Origin of the sequence: Flavobacterium plantiphilum, assembly GCF_046000495.1 — a bacterium.
Taxonomy (GTDB): Bacteria; Bacteroidota; Bacteroidia; order Flavobacteriales; family Flavobacteriaceae; genus Flavobacterium; species Flavobacterium plantiphilum.
In genome coordinates, this window is the sequence record NZ_JBELQA010000002.1 from 139662 (window position 1) to 157548 (window position 17887).

A 17887-nucleotide genomic window follows, 5' to 3' on the forward strand; every position below is an offset into this window, starting at 1 on the left:
GCTGCAAAATTACGGAAATGTTCTCAAGTCTAAAACATTTTCTTTTCGGTAAGGTATTTCCAGTAGCGTTTTGGAACGTGCTGAACGTGAAGCTTAGTGTTTTTTCTTTCCTTAATATTAGTATGGTCAAAATATTCCCACCAAAGTTTCTGGTAGTTGAGTTCAGTTTCTGAAAATACCTGACTGTTTTTAGCGTCTAATGATTTTATATTCAAATCCATTGAAACAATTTCAATATCTTTCAAATCATAATACACTCCGTATTTTCTGCGTAAATCATAAATGAGCCATTTTTGATCCTGATAACGGTTTTTAAAATGCCGGATTATCAAGGTCAGCACATCAAAATCGGGATCAATTTTAGCAAAATAAATTCCGCCTTTTAATTGTTCGAATCTTACAAATGCTTCCATTCGGTGTTTTTCCCGACCAACACTTTTAGTAAGCTGAACAACTTGCAACACATTATCATTTGCAAAATCTTTCAGGATATTGATTTTAGGATTTTCTACCGAATAATTAATCACATTAAAAAGCACGTCTTCGATTCCTGGTTTTTCAGATAGAAATGCATAAATCAGAGTTCTGACACCATCGCTTTCTAATTGGGTATTGAGTTTTTTTATTACACGATCGGATTTTGAATTATCAGTAATAATTTCAATAGCATCGGCAAAGAGATTTTGCTGCGTATCGTCTTTTTTAATAATTTTTGGATTCGGATATTTGAATTCATAAATTTCAAAAACCGCTGTCAAAAAACCTTCAAAAGTACTATCGTAAGAAAGTAGTGTCATTGAGTAGCGATAATTGGTTATCAAACGGTTTTTCAAATTTCGATTTCATATCCGTCAGAATAATTTCCTTTAAATTCAATGCATTCAGAAATTTTAAATGTGTATTTTCATTAGTCACCGAAATAAAATATTTGGCTCGGTTTACAGCAACTCCAATCTTCTTTAGATGTTCCATTGTCAGATTTTGGAATCGTCTTGCATGAACAATTTTATGTGCTGATTTTACTCCGATTCCCGGAACCCGAAGGATCATTTCCAAAGGTGCACTTTGAATAATTACTGGAAACTGAGTGATATTTCGTAAAGCCCAACCCATTTTTGGGTCGACATCTAAATCCAGAAACGGATTGTCTTTCTCCAGAATTTCATTGGCTTTAAAGCCATAAAAACGCATCAGCCAATCGGCCTGATACAATCTGTTTTCGCGAATTAAAGGAACCTGTGTGCCTATTGCCGGCAACCGGGTATCATTAGAAATGGGAACATAACCGGAATAATAAACCCTTTTCATATTGAAATTAGTATAGAAATGATTTGCAACATGAATAATTTGAAAATCATTTTCCTGTGTGGCGCCCACAATCACCTGAGTACTTTGCCCCGCCGGTGCAAATTTTGGAGTACTTTTAAATTTCTTCTTTTCTTCTTTGTACTGAATCAGCTCATTTTTAACAAAATGCATGGGCTTAATCATGTCCTGATGATTTTTATCCGGTGCCAGTAATTTCAAACCGGATTCTGTTGGAATTTCTAAATTCATACTCAATCTATCGGCATATAATCCGGCTTCGCGCATTAAATCATCAGAAGCTCCGGGAATACTTTTCAGGTGAATGTATCCGTTAAAGTTATGTTCCAAACGTAGTTTTTTGGCAACACGCACCAAACGTTCCATGGTATAATCGGCATTTTTGAAAATTCCGGAACTTAAAAATAAACCTTCAATATAATTTCTTCTGTAAAAATTGATGGTTAAATCGACCACTTCTTCCACGGTAAAAGCAGCCCGCTCAATGTCGTTACTTTTTCGGGTAACACAATAAGCACAATCATAAATACAGAAATTAGTCAGCAAAATTTTAAGAAGTGAAACACAACGTCCGTCTTCAGTATACGTATGACAAATTCCGGAAGCGGAGGAATCTCCGAGACCTTTATTCTTATTTTTACGATTCCCTCCACTGGAAGAGCAGGACACATCATATTTAGCAGCATCTGCAAGAATTTCCAGTTTATTTTTCAGTTTATCGTAATTCACTTATTTTACATTTATGGGGTAACAAATTTAGCAATAAAAACAGATTATCTTTTACAGTAACAAACATTTATGATTTGTTTAATCTTTACTATTTATGACTTAAAATATTAATTAAAATGTTAAAAACTTTGAACTATATTTGCATATTGAAATGCTGATGTATATTGGCTATAAATTGATGGATTTACGAAGATGAAACACATAAGAAATTTTTGCATTATTGCTCATATTGACCACGGAAAAAGCACATTGGCAGACCGATTATTAGGAGCGACTCAAACCGTTACTGCCCGTGAAGAAAAAGCACAGTTACTGGACAACATGGATCTGGAACGCGAACGTGGAATTACAATTAAGAGCCATGCGATTCAGATGGAATACAAATACAAAGGTGAAGAATACATTCTGAACCTGATTGATACTCCCGGGCACGTGGATTTCTCTTATGAAGTTTCCCGTTCTATTGCAGCTTGCGAAGGTGCTCTTTTAATTGTAGATGCTGCACAGAGTATTCAGGCGCAAACTATTTCTAATTTATATCTGGCTTTAGAAAATGATCTGGAAATTATTCCTGTTTTAAATAAAGTAGACTTACCATCGGCTAATCCGGAAGAAGTTAGCGATGATATTATTGATTTGCTGGGTTGCAAACTGGAAGATATTATTCATGCTTCCGGTAAAACAGGTTTTGGTGTTGAAAATATTTTATCAGCTATTATCGAGAAAATTCCGCCACCAAAAGGAAATAAAGAAGAACCGTTACAAGCTTTGATTTTTGACTCTCACTACAATCCATTCCGTGGAATCGAGGTTATATTCCGTGTGGTAAACGGAGAAATTAAAAAAGGGCAAAAAATCAAATTCATGGCTACCGGCAATGAATATTTTGCTGACGAAGTAGGAACATTGAAATTAAACCAGGTTCCTAAAAACGTGATTTCTACAGGTGATGTGGGCTATTTAATTTCTGGTATTAAAGAAGCCAAAGAAGTAAAAGTAGGTGATACTATAACTGATGCCAAAGTGCCTACCACTAATATGATTACCGGTTTTGAGGACGTTAAACCAATGGTTTTTGCCGGAATATATCCTGTAGATACAGAAGATTATGAAGATTTACGTTCGTCAATGGAAAAATTACAACTGAACGATGCTTCGCTTGTATTTACACCAGAGAGTTCAGCAGCTTTAGGTTTTGGTTTCCGTTGCGGATTCTTAGGAATGTTACATATGGAAATCATCCAGGAACGTTTAGAACGTGAATTTGACATGACAGTAATCACAACGGTTCCTAACGTTTCGTATCATGCGTTTACTAAAAAAGAACCGGATACTATTTTAATTGTAAACAATCCTTCAGACTTGCCGGAACCATCAAAACTGGATCGGGTTGAAGAACCTTATATCAAAGCCACCATTATTACCAAAGCTGATTTCGTAGGAAACGTAATGAGTTTGTGTATTGAAAAACGCGGATTGATTACCAATCAAACCTATCTAACAACCGAGCGTGTGGAATTGAATTTTGACATGCCATTGGCTGAAATTGTATTTGATTTCTATGATCGTTTGAAAACCGTTTCTAAAGGCTACGCTTCTTTTGATTATTCACCAATAGGAATGCGAACTTCTAAATTGGTTAAACTGGATGTTTTATTGAATGGGCAAAATGTAGATGCACTTTCTGCTTTGATTCACGAAGACAATGCGTACAACATTGGTAAAAAAATGACTGAAAAATTGCGTGAGTTGATTCCAAGACAGCAATTTGACATTCCAATTCAGGCGGCTATTGGTGCAAAAATCATCGCTCGTGAAACAATTAAAGCACTTAGGAAAGACGTTACTGCTAAATGTTACGGTGGAGATATTTCCCGTAAACGTAAACTTTTAGAAAAACAGAAAAAAGGTAAAAAACGTATGAGACAAGTTGGAAACGTTGAAATTCCTCAAGAAGCGTTTATGGCTGTACTTAAATTAAATGATTAAAAGATTTTAAGATTGAATAATTGAAAACCTGATGATGAAAATTGTCAGGTTTTTTTGTTTACATACTAAACTTAGTAACTTAGCATCTCAGAAACTTTAAAACTTCAAAATACAAAATGGACGAAACCCCAAAACGATTTGACCGCATTGTTGCTATTTTGATTCAGTTGCAATCTAAAAAGATTGTAAAAGCTCAGGAATTAGCAAATCGTTTTGAGGTGAGTTTACGAACTATTTATCGTGACATTCGAACACTGGAAGCTTCGGGAGTTCCTATTTACAGTGAAGCCGGAGTGGGTTATGCTTTAATGGAAGGGTACCGATTGCCACCTGTTATGTTTACCCGGGAAGAAGCCAGTAGTTTTATTGCTGCAGAAAAACTAATGCAAAAATTCACTGATGAAACCTTGGGAAATCATTATACTTCGGCGATGTATAAACTCAAAGCAGTACTGAGAAGTGATGATAAAGACTGGGTTTCCAACATTGAATCAAACGTTTTAATGCAATCGGAAGAAAAGCTTTTTAACGATAAATCGCCGGATACTTTAGCAATTCTTTTTGAAAGTATTGCCGAAAAGACTCAGGTTATTCTTTCGTATGAAGCGATTCAATCAGATGGAATTACGGTGCGACATATTGAGCCTGTTGGTGTTTTTCACGACAACAACAATTGGTATATGTTAGGTTATTGTCATTTGCGAAAAGATTATCGTCAGTTTCGGGCTGACAGGGTTCACGGAATCCAAAAAACAGAAATCCCTTTTTCAATAGAACACAATGCTTTAGAAACTTATTTAGATAAAAGCAAAGATGTTTCAACTACCAAAATCAGAATTCGGGTAGAGAAAAAAATTGCTCCGTATCTAAGCCATGAACGGAAATATTATGGATTTGTTGAGGAACAAAAAACAGGAGATCAAATAGAAATGACTTTTATGTGCTGTGATTCTTTAGAAGGATTTTCACGCTGGTACTTAATGTTTGGTGATTATGCCACGATACTGGAACCGGAAAGATTAAAAACCAAAATTTTAGAATTACTGGAAACTAACAAGAAACGGCTGTTATAAAAACTCCTGAAACGAAAATTCATTTCAGGAGTTTTAATCATTTTATCTTTCCCAGAAAAAAGGAGGTTCTATACCTAATGCTCTCAAATAAACATAGCCCTGACCACGGTGATGTACTTCATTATCTATAAAATAGAGAATGTTCTGGATTATTGGAAATTCATATTGGCCAAACAAATTAAAGGTTTCATTGAAATCTTCAATCGACAACTGATTCCAATAAGTATTAATTTCAGCAGTCGCTTCATCCCATTTTTCAAGGTATTGCGCTTTGAAAATTAATTTTTCTGTCCCTTCCGTATACGGTTGAATATCACGATTTACAATTCCTTTCATAGCGGGTGCACCAATGGCTAAAAGTTCTTCTGCTAATTTTGAAAAAGGACGCATTCCGCCAATTGAAAATTCGAAGAAATCTTTCTCCGGAAACAATTCAATCACCCTACGTGTTAAAGCGCGGTGTCCTTGCCAATGTTGCAATAAATCTTCAGGAGTAATTACTTGTGCAGCTAATGTTTTCATAATTTTAAAGTTTTAATTTTTTACTTCTTCAAAATTAGATACGGCTGGTGACAACAGTTTGTCAGTAGTATTTTATTTTTTTTGTAACCACTCAAATAATCGTTCGGCATCGGCTTGTTTAAACAATTGCGTCCCTTCATTCATCGTAGCTGCCGAACCACAAGCCACACCCCAACGAAGTACGTCTTTTAAACTTTTGTTTTGAGACAAAGCCCAAACCATTCCTCCTACCATACTATCTCCGGCTCCTACCGTACTTTTCTTGGCCACATTGGGTGCAGGAACATGTTCGTAACTGTCTTTTGTAATTAATGCAGCTCCTTGCGGACCTAATGAAACCACTACAATTTCGGCACCGCCATCAGCAATGATTTGTTTTGCGGCATCATCAATTTCATTTAATTCTAATAGTTCCCGTCCTATTAGTCGGGCTAATTCGCCCACATTTGGTTTAATTAAATAAACACCTGTTTTTAAAACTTTTTTTAAGGCTTCGCCAGAAGTGTCAACAATTAATTTAGCCGTGGTAGTCTTAGCAATTTCAGGATAGAAATCATCAGACAAACCTTCATTTAAACTTCCACTTAAGACTAGATACTGAGTATCTAAATTGGAAACTAAATCCAAAATCTTTTGCGCTTCCTGAGACAAAATTTTACCACCGGGAAAACCAAAACGGTATTGTGAATTTGTATTATCATCAACAGCTATAAAGTTCTCTCTGGTCCAGGCTTCGACTTCTATAGATTTAGACACAATTCCTTCTTTAGTAATCAGTTCTTCAAGTAATTTACCAGTAAAGCCACCGGCTGTAAAGAGTGCCAGAGAAGTTCCGCCCAATCTTGCAATAGCTTTCGAAACGTTTATTCCACCTCCACCGGCATCATATCTTGGTGCTTCACATCTTATCTTCTGCTCCGGAACTAAACCTTTCAAATGCGTACTTTTATCAATTGCCGGATTGACTGTCAGGGTAACTATATCTAATGATTTCATTTTTATTGCTTTTTAATTGAACTTAAAGATGCAAAAAAACAGCTTATTAATCACTATTTAAAGTAATTCAAATGCCTGATTTTTTAATTAATGAAAACCTTTGTTCCCGAAGCTTCGGGATTGTATCTTTGTGTCTTAGAAATTTACACACTATGATTGAAGATAAAAACCCACAACGTACCAGCATAGCCCAATTGGGTGAATTTGGATTGATAGACCATCTGACTAAAAATTTTGAAATCAATCAGGCTTCTACCTTAAAAGGGATTGGAGACGACGCTGCTGTTTTGGATTTCAAAGACAAAAAAGTGGTTATTTCTACTGATATTATGGTTGAAGGCGTTCATTTTGACCTGGCTTATATGCCGTTGAAACATCTGGGTTACAAAGCTGTTGTTACAAATGTATCCGACATTTGTGCGATGAATGCCAAAGCCACTCAAATCACAGTTTCAATCGCTGTTTCTAATCGTTTCCCGTTGGAAGCCTTAGAAGAATTATTCCAAGGAATTACGCTGGCTGCCAATGAGTACAAAGTAGATGTTATTGGAGGCGACACAACTTCTTCACAAAAAGGATTAATCATCAGTATTACAGTTTTAGGAGAAGCTGATGCAGATGAAATCGTGTATCGAAACGGAGCAAAAGCTACAAATTTATTAGTGGTTACAGGAGATATTGGCGCAGCTTACATGGGGTTACAGGTTTTAGAAAGAGAGAAACAGGTCTTTCAGGTAAATCCAAATTCGCAACCGGATTTAGAATTATATACTTACTTAATTGAACGTCAGTTAAAACCCGAGGCTCGAAAAGATGTTCGTACTTTATTACATGCTTTAGAAATAAAACCAACTTCGATGATTGATATTTCGGACGGATTATCATCAGAAATTATTCATTTGTGCAAACAATCTAAAGTAGGTTGTAATTTATATGAAGACAAATTGCCTCTTGATCCACAATTTATCAACGTATGCGAGGAATTTGATATCGACAGCACCACTGTTGCCATCAATGGTGGCGAAGACTATGAATTATTATTCACTATCCCGATTGAAGATTTTGATAAAATAAAAGGCAATCCGAATTTCTCCATTATAGGACACATGACTGAAGAAAGTGAAGGAATCCATTTAGTCACACGTGCCAACACAAAAATTCCACTAAAAGCCAGAGGCTGGAATGCATTAAGTGAAAGTGAATAATATTTCACAACAAAGCCAATTCAAAATATTTTGAATTGGCTTTGTTGTGAAAACAAATACCGTTTTAGAAAATCAATCCCATTTTTTTTGCTCCAATTACCAAGTCAGAGTCGTCACCACTTTTTACCTTGAGTAATTCTTTTAAATTAGATTTCCTGACTTCAATAGCATTCAAAGAAATAGGAATATATTGGGGCATATCTTGTAAAGCAGTTCCTTTGGACAAATGAAACAGAATTTGTTTGTCAAACAAATCTATCTCAATATCATTTTCATGTGATTCAAGCATTTCTTTAACCGACTTACTATAATATATTTCGTTTTTTATTACGCAATCAAAGGCTAATAAAAGCTCATCAAAAGTCAAATCATTTTTGATGATTAAGCCATTTGGATTGATTTTACTTATGATGGTTTTTATCTTTAAAAACTCGGTGAACATGGTCAGCAAAATAATCCGGCAATCCGGCATTTTTTCTAAAATTAATTTGGCTAAATCCTCTCCGGAAAAAAGACCTTTCTCTTCATAAGCAGGCATACTGATATCTAAAAAGGCAATATCAAAAAATAAAGAATCGGTATTAGTTATCAAATGATAGGCTGACTCACAATCCTTAGCCTCAAAAATTTCAAAATCGTAATTATCGGGGCTGTATCTTGCAATAGCATTTTTATATCCCTGAATTATAAAAGGATGATCATCAACAATTAAAATGTTTTTTTTTAGCCTGGTGGAAGCTGTTTCAGCAGTCATTATTATGTGGTATTTGGTTGTTTTATTCTAACGGAATGCTCACTGTGATTGTTGTCCCTTCTCCTTTTTTAGATTTTACATTAAAATCTCCATTACAATCCTTAGCGCGGGAAATCATATTTTGCAGACCAATTCCTTTCTTTTTCAAATTAACATTGAAACCTACACCATCATCACTTATTGTCAGTACAATATTATTTTCTTGCTTTTTTAACTCCACTTTTACCGTAGTCGCATTAGCATACTTATTAATATTTTGCAAAGATTCCTGAATAATACGGTACAAATTAATCTTTATAGCATTGACAGCTAAGTCCCATTTTATGTTTGAATCGATATTAGTAATCAATTTACAGGCAAAGGTTTTTCTCTGCTCCTCAAAAAGATTATCTACAATAGCAACGAAGTTATTAATTAATTCTGATTTTTCCCTATTCAAATCATGGGAAATTTCACGAATATCCTGTTCAATATTTTTTAATTCTGCTAAATAATCATGTCGTTGGGTAACGGCTAAGTCGTCGTTAAACCGGTTCAGACCTTCTAAGTTCATTCTCACACCGAACATTCTCCCTAAAACACCGTCATGCAATTCCTGAGCAACCCGCTTTTTTTCCTGAACTCTGTTAGCTTCTATTGTATTTTGCTGAGAAATCATCAGGTTATAGATATCTTCATTTGCTTTTTGTTGCTGTTGCTTATACAATAGCTCTCTGTTTTTAGCTTTTTGTGCTTTTATAATATATATAAAAAGACCTAAGATTGTCAAACCACTGAAAAAATAAACTAATTTCCTGTTTTTAGCTTCTAAATCAGAGTTTTCTCCTTTTATCTGATCGGTCTCATATTCTATACGTGAAAATTTTTCTCCTATCTTTCGTTCATCTTTCTGCAACTGCTCATTAATACGGATATACTCTTTGGTATAAACCGTTGCGTTTTTAGGATCTACTGCCGAAATTTGTTTTAAAGATATTAATAAATTTCTTGGAATATTATTTATTCGAGCTATAGTTAATGCTTCATTTGCAAATTGCAAAGCCTTAGCATTTTCCTGCTTTGAATTATAATATTCAGACAAATGTATCCTAGTCATAAATCTCCTTGAGACTAATTTTAGACTATCACTTATTTCCATCGATTGATAAAATAAATCCGGCAATTCATCCTTTTCATTTAATTGAAACTTTGAATAAGCATAATTATCTAATAATGAAACATAAATACTTAAATCCTGATTTTCAATTTTTTGTTGTTCAATTCCTTTTTGAAAATGCTCTTTGGCCGATTTAAAATTCTTTAAATCCACATAAACTAATCCAAGATTTAAGTATGAAATAGCTAAGGTTTGACTTTTGCCTATAATTTGAACACCATCAAAAGTTTGCAATGCCTTATTATGATATACAATAGCATTGTCGTATTCTCCCATCCCGTTATACACTAATCCAAGTAAATTATAGGCATCATAGAAAATTTCATCGGTATCTTTTTCGTTCTTAATAATCCTAAGAACCTTAAAAATTTCTTTTTCACTTCCAATAAAATCACCTACTCTGAATAATAATTCAGCTTTGTTAATAAGGGTTTTTGCTAAAGGCAACTTGTAATCAATTTTATTATATACTTTTTCAGCCTTGTAATAAAAAAGGAAGGCTGAATCAGAAATTGATTTTTGAAGATAATAATCGCCTAAATAACCGTAAGCTTTTGCCATACTTATCGTATCAGAAACTTTTTCTGAATTACTTAAAACCAAATTTACAGTTTTATTGTAGCCTTTCCAATGATTCAGATTATAATACCGGTTGGCAATTTTAAACAAATTAACCCTGTTAAGAGAATCATTTTCCTGATTAACGATTATTTCATTTGCTTTTTGAATGTAGTATAGCCTTTTTTGCGTTGAAAGATTAAAGTCATTTGCCAAATTAAAATACTCAGGAAGACTGTCATTAGTATTTTTAACTTTACTAGAAGTCGATTCTCTTTGGGTACAACCCAAAAAAACACATAAAGACCAGCAAACTAACGATTTTAAAGTAGATGTTTTCAAGTGCAATTTTTGATATTTAACCAAAAATAATAATTTAAAATTAGTTGTATAAAAAAAGGCTGTCAAAAATGACAACCTTATCTGCTTTTATATGATAACTAATTAATTAGTCCGTTTTGATTTTTCTTGTTCCTCCGTCAATATTTGAAATATCATCAGTTTTGATCTTTCTTGTTCCTCCATCAATATTTGAAATATCATCAGTTTTGATCTTTCTTGTTCCTCCATCAATATTAGAGATATCATCCGTTTTGATTTTTCTTGTTCCTCCATCAATATTTTCAGTTGAAGAAGTGAAAGATGTTAATATCATCATTAAAGAGAATAATCCGATTGTTACGATAGATTTTTTCATAATTTGGGTTTTTATATTTTTGTGTTTTTTTACTTGCTTTTTAAGGATGCTTTATTGCTTTTCCTTGGAGTAAAATTACATAGTCGACCCGTGTTTCTATCGTATTTTAAGGTGTTTATGGTAGATTGTAGTGGTTTGTTAGTGAATGAACCTCAAATTTGGGTAAATGGCCTATTTTTATATTTCAAGATAATTTCCATTAGAAATTTCCGAAATTATTAAGTCAATATTGGATTTATAGGATTTAGAGAAAGGTAATTTTATTGTGGTGTTTTTAATATAACACGATGCATTACCGGTGTGTATTCGGGAGATACAATTGCTATTAACAATATAACTATTATGAATGCGAACAAATGGATATGGCAAAACCCCTTCAAAAAGTTTAAGAGTTTTAAACGCTGTAACTATTTCACCATTGGTTAAATGTATATCAGTAGAATTATTATCCGCTTGAAAATAGGCAATATCTCTGGTATCTATATATCGGTAATCACCATATGATTTAACACAAAGTATAAGAGGTTCTTCTTGAATTTCCAGAGGTTCAGATCTAACAATATTCGGAACAATTATTTCTTCGGACTCCGGAGCAACTTCTTGAGGATTAATTGCTACAGGCGCTATCTGATCCGTTTTATTAGATTTCCCTATTTTTAACAGTGATTTTACCATATTAGTACGGGTAACGGGCTTGATAAAATAGTCAGACACCTCATATTGGATAGCTTCAAATGCTAATTCTTTTTTAGAAGTTGTTACAATAATTTTAGGAACTACATTTAAATATCTATACAATTCACTTATAAGTGCCAATGATAAATTACTTTTTTTATCAGCTGGTTCAATTTCAAGAAAAATTAATTTTGGCTTGTGTTCAAGAATTAAATTAAGCCCCTCATCATAATTACTGGCAATACCCAAAAATATAAGTTCTGAAAAACCATCTGTGATGCTTTTCGTCTTTTGAGCACTTTCTTTATTATCATCAATTATAATGTATGAATAATTCATATATGGCAATTCCCTATGATTAGGCATAAACAACTATAACACTCGAAACATACACGCTTCAACCATTTATCAAAAAAATTAATGAGGTAGTTTTGGGAAAACGTACTGAATATTTAGTTTAAAAAAATCAACATTCTGAAAGCTAAAAATAAACATTTAACTTATTTTTCACATGAGTTAAGCCGATAAATCGATGAAGTGTAAATACTAATTGATTAAGTGTAAATAAATCCGACTAAGGACAGAAACCGTCATTTTTACCTGTATAGATTTTACAATCATTTCTTACGCTGAGTGGTGTGAAATTAAAAAAGGCTCCCCGTTTTGGAGAGCCTTGTACTATTTGCTGTAAAAAAAATTACATTTTCATTAACCAGTTTTTCATCGAAACTTCATTCTCAATAATCGATTTTAAGTCTGAAATTTTAACACGATCCTGTTTCATCGAATCTCGGTGACGAATTGTAACGGTCTCATCTTCGATTGTCTGATGATCTACAGTAATGCAAAAAGGTGTTCCTAATGCATCCTGTCTTCTGTAACGACGGCCTACTGCATCCTTCTCATCATAAGCTACATTGAAATCCCATTTCAAATCAGCAATAATCTGATGTGCAATTTCCGGTAATCCGTCTTTTTTAACTAATGGTAAAACCGCTGCTTTTGTAGGTGCTAAAACTGATGGTAATTTTAAAACTGTTCTTGATGAACCATCTTCTAAAACTTCTTCTTTCAGAGAAGTAGCAAAAACAGCCAGGAACATTCTGTCTAAACCTACTGAAGTTTCCACAACATAAGGCACATAATTCTGATTTAATTCAGCATCAAAATATTGTAGTTTTCTGCCAGAATATTGTTCGTGAGCTTTTAAATCAAAATCTGTACGAGAGTGAATTCCTTCTAATTCTTTAAACCCAAATGGAAAATTGAATTCGATATCAGCCGCTGCATTAGCATAATGCGCTAATTTTTCATGATCATGAAAACGGTAATTTTCTTTTCCTAAACCTAAAGATAAGTGCCATTTTAAACGGGCTTCCTTCCAGAATTCATAGTGTTTCATCTCTTCTCCCGGACGTACAAAAAATTGCATTTCCATTTGTTCAAACTCACGCATACGGAAAATAAACTGTCTTGCAACAATTTCGTTTCTAAACGCCTTACCTGTTTGTGCAATTCCAAAAGGAACTTTCATTCTTCCTGATTTTTGTACATTCAGGAAGTTCACAAAAATTCCCTGAGCCGTTTCGGGACGCAAATACAAATCCATTGCCGAATCAGCCGAAGCCCCTAATTTGGTACCAAACATTAAGTTAAATTGTTTTACTTCTGTCCAGTTTCTGGATCCTGATTCAGGACAGGCAATTTCTAACTCTTCAATTAATGCTTTTACATCTGCTAAATCTTCATTCCCTAAAGATCGCCCCATTCTTTCAAGAATTTCTCTCTCTTTGGCTTTGTACTCAACAACACGGGCATTTGTAGAAACAAATTCCTGCTCATTGAAAGCATCTCCAAAACGGGTACGTGCTTTTTCAATTTCTTTGATTGCTTTTTGATTTAGCTTTTCGGCATAATCTTCAATCAAAACATCGGCTCTGTATCTTTTTTTAGAATCTTTATTATCAATTAACGGATCATTAAAGGCATCTACGTGTCCTGAAGCTTTCCAGGTGGTAGGATGCATTAATATTGCAGCGTCTAAACCTACAATATTTTCATTCATCTGAACCATCGCCTTCCACCAGTATTCACGAATGTTCTTTTTTAATTCCACACCGTTTTGTGCATAATCATATACTGCACTTAAACCATCGTATACTTCGCTTGACGGAAAAATAAATCCGTACTCTTTTGCATGCGAAACTACATTTTTAAATATATCTTCTTGTTTTGCCATAGTGGTGCAAAAATATAAAAAGTGAATTTAAAAAAAAGAAAAAAATTAAAGTTTGAAGCCTTGATTTTTATAATTTTAGAAATAATAAACACTATTATATGTTTCAAAGTATTCTAAATCTGTTTTTCCCTAAATGCTGCTCAGGTTGCGATACTATTTTAATGGCAAATGAAAGCGTAGTTTGCATTCCTTGCCGGCACAATATTCCGCTTACAAATCATCATTTATTAATAGAAAATGAAGCTTACAAGAAATTTTATGGTCGGATTCCTGTAGAATATGCCTCCGCATTTTTATATTTTCATAAAAAAGGAATTGTTCAAAAACTGATTCACAATTTAAAATACAAAGGACATGAAGACATTGGAATTATTTTAGGCCACTGGTATTCAGACGAATTAAAAGAAATCATTCTGACTCTGAATGCAGATGAAATTATTCCCGTACCATTACACTGGAAAAAATTAAAAAAAAGAGGTTATAATCAGGTAAGCACTTTTGGTCAGACACTTTCGGAAAAATTAAATTTAAAATACAATGACGGAATTCTTTTTAGAAAAACCTATTCAAAAACGCAATCTAAAAAAAACTTACTAGGCAGAACAGAAGGCATTGAAACCATTTTTGATGTTCATTACACTTCAAAAGACCATGATAAACACTTTATTATTATTGATGATGTAATTACAACAGGCGCCACACTTGAAGCAGCTGCAAGGGCGTTACTAAAAATTCCCGGAGCCAAAATTAGTATTATTTGCATGGCAATGGCTCAGTCTTAAATTTTACCGGGGTCAGAAATATTTAAAAAAACAAGCCACTAATTTTTAGAAAAAAAATTATTTACTCATTAAAATAACAAAAAAATCTATTATTTAATTTATTTAACGAACAAGTATTTCCAATTCCAAACATAAATGTTTAATTTTGGATAAATTATTTTATAAATCTTAAACAAAAATATCATGGCTTTTGAATTACCAAAATTACCTTATGCATATGATGCACTAGAACCACATATTGATGCCCGTACAATGGAAATTCACCATTCAAAGCATCACAATGCTTACACTACTAACCTGAATGCTGCAATTGCCGGTACTGATATGGAAGGCAAAACTATTGAAAACATATTAATTAATCTTGATATGTCAAATGGTGCTGTACGTAATAATGGTGGAGGTTTTTACAATCACAACCTTTTCTGGACAGTTATGGGCCCAAATGGAGGAGGACAACCAACTGGCGAGCTACTTGCTGCTATCGAAGACGCTTTTGGATCATTTGAAGAATTCAAAGCTAAGTTTGCTAAAGCCGGAGCAACACAATTTGGTTCAGGATGGGCTTGGTTATGTGTTCAGGAAGGTGGAAAATTAGAAGTATGCGGTACTCCAAATCAGGACAACCCATTAATGCCGGGTGTAGGTTGCGGTGGAACTCCTATTTTAGGAATGGATGTTTGGGAACATGCTTATTACTTAAACTACCAAAATAGAAGACCTGATTATATCGAAGCTTTTTTCAATGTAATTAACTGGACAGAAGTTGCCAGAAGATTTGCTTCTGAAAAATAATCTCTTTTAAAATAAAAGAATATAGAAAATAGACAAATCACTAAAAAAGCTGATTTGTCTATTTTTTTGTTCTTTCTTTTCTCCTTCCCTTTATCCTATCTGCTTTTTTACCCAGACTTTATTGCAATAAAAAAACGAACAAACTAATTATAAATTAGGTCATTCGTCTTTTCTCTTTTCTCTTTTCTCTTTTCTCTTTTCTCTTTTCTCTTTTCCGAGTTTATTCCAATAAAAAAGGTGGAATTGCTTCCACCTTTTTTGCCCCAAATCTACCATAAACTTAACCTACTAATATTATGGTGATTCAAATTTATATTAGTTATAAGTCATGTACAAAAATACAAGACAAACAACCTAAAAAACCGATAAATAACTTATTTGTAAATTTAATAAGCTCTGGCGTCTTTACCTTCATAAAAATTCATGAAAGCACGATTTACAACTCTATTTCCTCCAGCAGTAGGATAATCTCCCGTAAAATACCAGTCTCCTAAATTTTTAGGACAGGCAATATGCAAATCTTCTACTGTCTGGAAGATTATTTTAACTTCTGCTTTAATTTCCGGCGAACTTAACATTTCAGCAATTTTATCCGAAATTTCCTGAGGCTCAAAAGGCTCGTAAATTGCCGTTACATAATTAACAACATCTGCATCTTTAAAGTCTTCCTGCGCCTTACATTTTGCATACACTTCATCTACAATATGGTATAAATTTCTTTCTTTTAAAAGTTCCAATGCAGCTCTAAATGCTACCAAACCTTCTAACTTAGCCATATCAATTCCGTAACAATCAGGGAAACGAATCTGAGGTGCTGAAGAAACAATCACAATACGTTTTGGATTCAGACGATCCATCATTTTGATAATACTCTTTTTAAGCGTAGTTCCTCTTACAATACTATCATCAATAATCACCAGATTGTCTGTAGGTTTGATAACCCCGTAAGTCACATCATAAACGTGAGCCACTAAATCATCACGACTACTGTCCTCTGTAATAAAAGTTCTCAGTTTAGCATCTTTTATAGCTACTTTTTCAGTTCTGATTTTTACAGCTAATAATTCCTGCAAAGTTTCAGCAGTAAGCGTATTTCTATTAGCTAAAATGTAATTATTTTTTCTCTGGTTTAAGAAATCCTGAGCCGCTTCTACTAATCCGTAAAAGGACGTTTCTGCTGTATTAGGAATATATGAAAAAACAGTATTATCAGTATCCTGATCAATAGAATTTAAAACAGCAGGTAAAATCAATTTACCTAAATTTTTTCTTTCCTGATAAATTTCAGCATCACTTCCTCTTGAGAAATAAATGCGTTCAAAAGAACATGATTTTTTAACTGTAGGAGTCAAAATTTCTTTCATAGAAACAGCTCCGTTCTTTTTGATAATCAAAGCGCTTCCAGGATCTATTTCATTTACTTTATCAAAAGGCACATTGAAAACCGTCTGAATAACCGGTCTTTCTGATGCTACAACCACAATTTCGTCATCCTGATAATAATATGCCGGACGAATTCCTGCCGGATCTCTGAAAACAAAAGCATCTCCATGTCCTAAAAGTCCTGCCATAGCATATCCTCCGTCAAGATTTTTTGCCGAACGGGCTAAGATTTTAGCAACATCTAATCTTTCGGCAATTACAGGCGAAGCCTCTTGTTTAGAATAACCTTCGGCCTTACAGTCCTGATACAATTGCATCACTTCTTTATCTAAAAAGTGACCAATTTTTTCCATTACTGTTACCGTATCCGCCATTTCTTTCGGATGCTGACCTAACTCCACCAGATTTTGAAAAAGCTCTTTAACATTCGTCATATTAAAGTTTCCCGCCAAAATAAGATTACGATGCATCCAGTTACTTTGCCTTAAAAAAGGGTGCACACTCTCAATACTGTTTTTTCCAAAAGTACCGTAACGCACATGCCCTAAAAACAACTCTCCTATATAAGGAATATTGGCTTTTTGAGCCGCTACATCATCCGCATATTCTGGATGATTTGCCATTTCTTCATTAATTCTTTCGTTAATCTGAGTAAAAACATCCTGAATAGGCTGAGACTGATTAGAACGAACTCTGCTAATATATCGTTCTCCTGGTTCCACATCCATTTTGATGCTGGCAAAACCAGCTCCGTCCTGTCCGCGATTATGTTGTTTTTCCATCATCAGATACATTTTTTGTATCCCGTAAAAAGCAGAACCATACTTCTCCTTGTAAAATTCAAGCGGTTTAAGCAGTCTAACTAAAGCTATTCCACATTCGTGTTTTAAAGCGTCGCTCATTGTAGTATATTTGTTGTTGTGTTTGTTTTATTCTAAATGTTTGTAATAAATTTAAAATCCTTTATAACTGGTACAAAGTTTTAATTTTTTTATTCTATTTCAATTAATC

Annotated in this window: 15 protein-coding genes; 5 read left to right on the top strand and 10 right to left on the bottom strand. The window is 33.8% G+C overall.

All coding sequences use genetic code 11. The annotated features are described in order from the left end of the window. Window positions 1–29: 29 nt before the first annotated feature. Window positions 30–797, bottom strand: coding sequence for a TIGR03915 family putative DNA repair protein (locus ABS764_RS03350; protein WP_408079967.1), 768 nt, complete (start codon window positions 795–797; stop codon window positions 30–32). After that, complete coding sequence (locus tag ABS764_RS03355; protein WP_408079968.1) at window positions 775–2055, bottom strand: putative DNA modification/repair radical SAM protein; 1281 nt, start codon at window positions 2053–2055, stop codon at window positions 775–777. The genes ABS764_RS03350 and ABS764_RS03355 overlap by 23 nt, the downstream gene beginning before the upstream one ends. Before the next feature lie 192 nt (window positions 2056–2247). Between ABS764_RS03355 and lepA the strand changes: the two genes are divergently transcribed. Next, window positions 2248–4044, top strand: coding sequence for a translation elongation factor 4 (lepA, locus tag ABS764_RS03360; protein ID WP_408079970.1), 1797 nt, complete (start codon window positions 2248–2250; stop codon window positions 4042–4044). 116 nt (window positions 4045–4160) lie between these two features. After that, window positions 4161–5117, top strand: coding sequence for a helix-turn-helix transcriptional regulator (locus ABS764_RS03365; RefSeq protein WP_408079972.1), 957 nt, complete (start codon window positions 4161–4163; stop codon window positions 5115–5117). Window positions 5118–5159: 42 nt separating this feature from the next. Here the strand turns inward: ABS764_RS03365 and ABS764_RS03370 are convergent, their stop codons facing one another. Together ABS764_RS03370 and ABS764_RS03375 are read right to left on the bottom strand one after the other, a co-directional pair. Further along, window positions 5160–5639, bottom strand: a complete 480-nt coding sequence (locus ABS764_RS03370; RefSeq protein WP_408079974.1) for a DinB family protein — start codon at window positions 5637–5639, stop codon at window positions 5160–5162. 72 nt (window positions 5640–5711) lie between these two features. Further along, window positions 5712–6635, bottom strand: a complete 924-nt coding sequence (locus ABS764_RS03375; RefSeq protein WP_408079976.1) for a 1-phosphofructokinase family hexose kinase — start codon at window positions 6633–6635, stop codon at window positions 5712–5714. 152 nt (window positions 6636–6787) lie between these two features. Between ABS764_RS03375 and thiL the strand changes: the two genes are divergently transcribed. Next, window positions 6788–7840 carry a thiamine-phosphate kinase gene (thiL, locus tag ABS764_RS03380; RefSeq protein WP_408080740.1) on the top strand — a complete coding sequence of 351 codons (1053 nt, stop codon included), beginning with the start codon at window positions 6788–6790 and terminating at the stop codon, window positions 7838–7840. A 64-nt stretch (window positions 7841–7904) separates the two neighbouring features. On the opposite strand, the gene ABS764_RS03385 is transcribed toward thiL, so the two are convergent. The 5 genes from ABS764_RS03385 to ABS764_RS03405 form a co-directional block, all read right to left on the bottom strand. Next, a complete protein-coding gene (locus ABS764_RS03385) occupies window positions 7905–8594 on the bottom strand; it encodes a response regulator (RefSeq protein WP_408079978.1) in 690 nt (229 codons plus the stop codon). Between the two features lie 22 nt (window positions 8595–8616). Beyond that, the gene (locus tag ABS764_RS03390; RefSeq protein ID WP_408079980.1) at window positions 8617–10650 is read right to left on the bottom strand and encodes a tetratricopeptide repeat-containing sensor histidine kinase; all 2034 of its coding nucleotides are present in this window, start codon (window positions 10648–10650) and stop codon (window positions 8617–8619) included. Between the two features lie 106 nt (window positions 10651–10756). After that, window positions 10757–11005, bottom strand: coding sequence for a hypothetical protein (locus ABS764_RS03395; RefSeq protein ID WP_408079982.1), 249 nt, complete (start codon window positions 11003–11005; stop codon window positions 10757–10759). 177 nt (window positions 11006–11182) lie between these two features. Beyond that, the gene (locus ABS764_RS03400; protein WP_408079984.1) at window positions 11183–12019 is read right to left on the bottom strand and encodes a LytR/AlgR family response regulator transcription factor; all 837 of its coding nucleotides are present in this window, start codon (window positions 12017–12019) and stop codon (window positions 11183–11185) included. A 358-nt stretch (window positions 12020–12377) separates the two neighbouring features. Beyond that, entirely contained in the window at window positions 12378–13919 is a 1542-nt protein-coding gene (locus tag ABS764_RS03405; protein WP_408079986.1) for a glycine--tRNA ligase, read from the bottom strand. 98 nt (window positions 13920–14017) lie between these two features. On the opposite strand from ABS764_RS03405, the gene ABS764_RS03410 reads away from it, so the two are divergent. Next, window positions 14018–14701, top strand: a complete 684-nt coding sequence (locus tag ABS764_RS03410; protein WP_408079988.1) for a ComF family protein — start codon at window positions 14018–14020, stop codon at window positions 14699–14701. A 183-nt stretch (window positions 14702–14884) separates the two neighbouring features. Next, window positions 14885–15493, top strand: coding sequence for a superoxide dismutase (locus ABS764_RS03415; protein WP_408079990.1), 609 nt, complete (start codon window positions 14885–14887; stop codon window positions 15491–15493). A 386-nt stretch (window positions 15494–15879) separates the two neighbouring features. On the opposite strand, the gene ABS764_RS03420 is transcribed toward ABS764_RS03415, so the two are convergent. Then, on the bottom strand, window positions 15880–17778 hold the full coding sequence (locus ABS764_RS03420; RefSeq protein WP_408079992.1) for an amidophosphoribosyltransferase: 1899 nt from the start codon (window positions 17776–17778) through the stop codon (window positions 15880–15882). Window positions 17779–17887 lie beyond the last annotated feature (109 nt).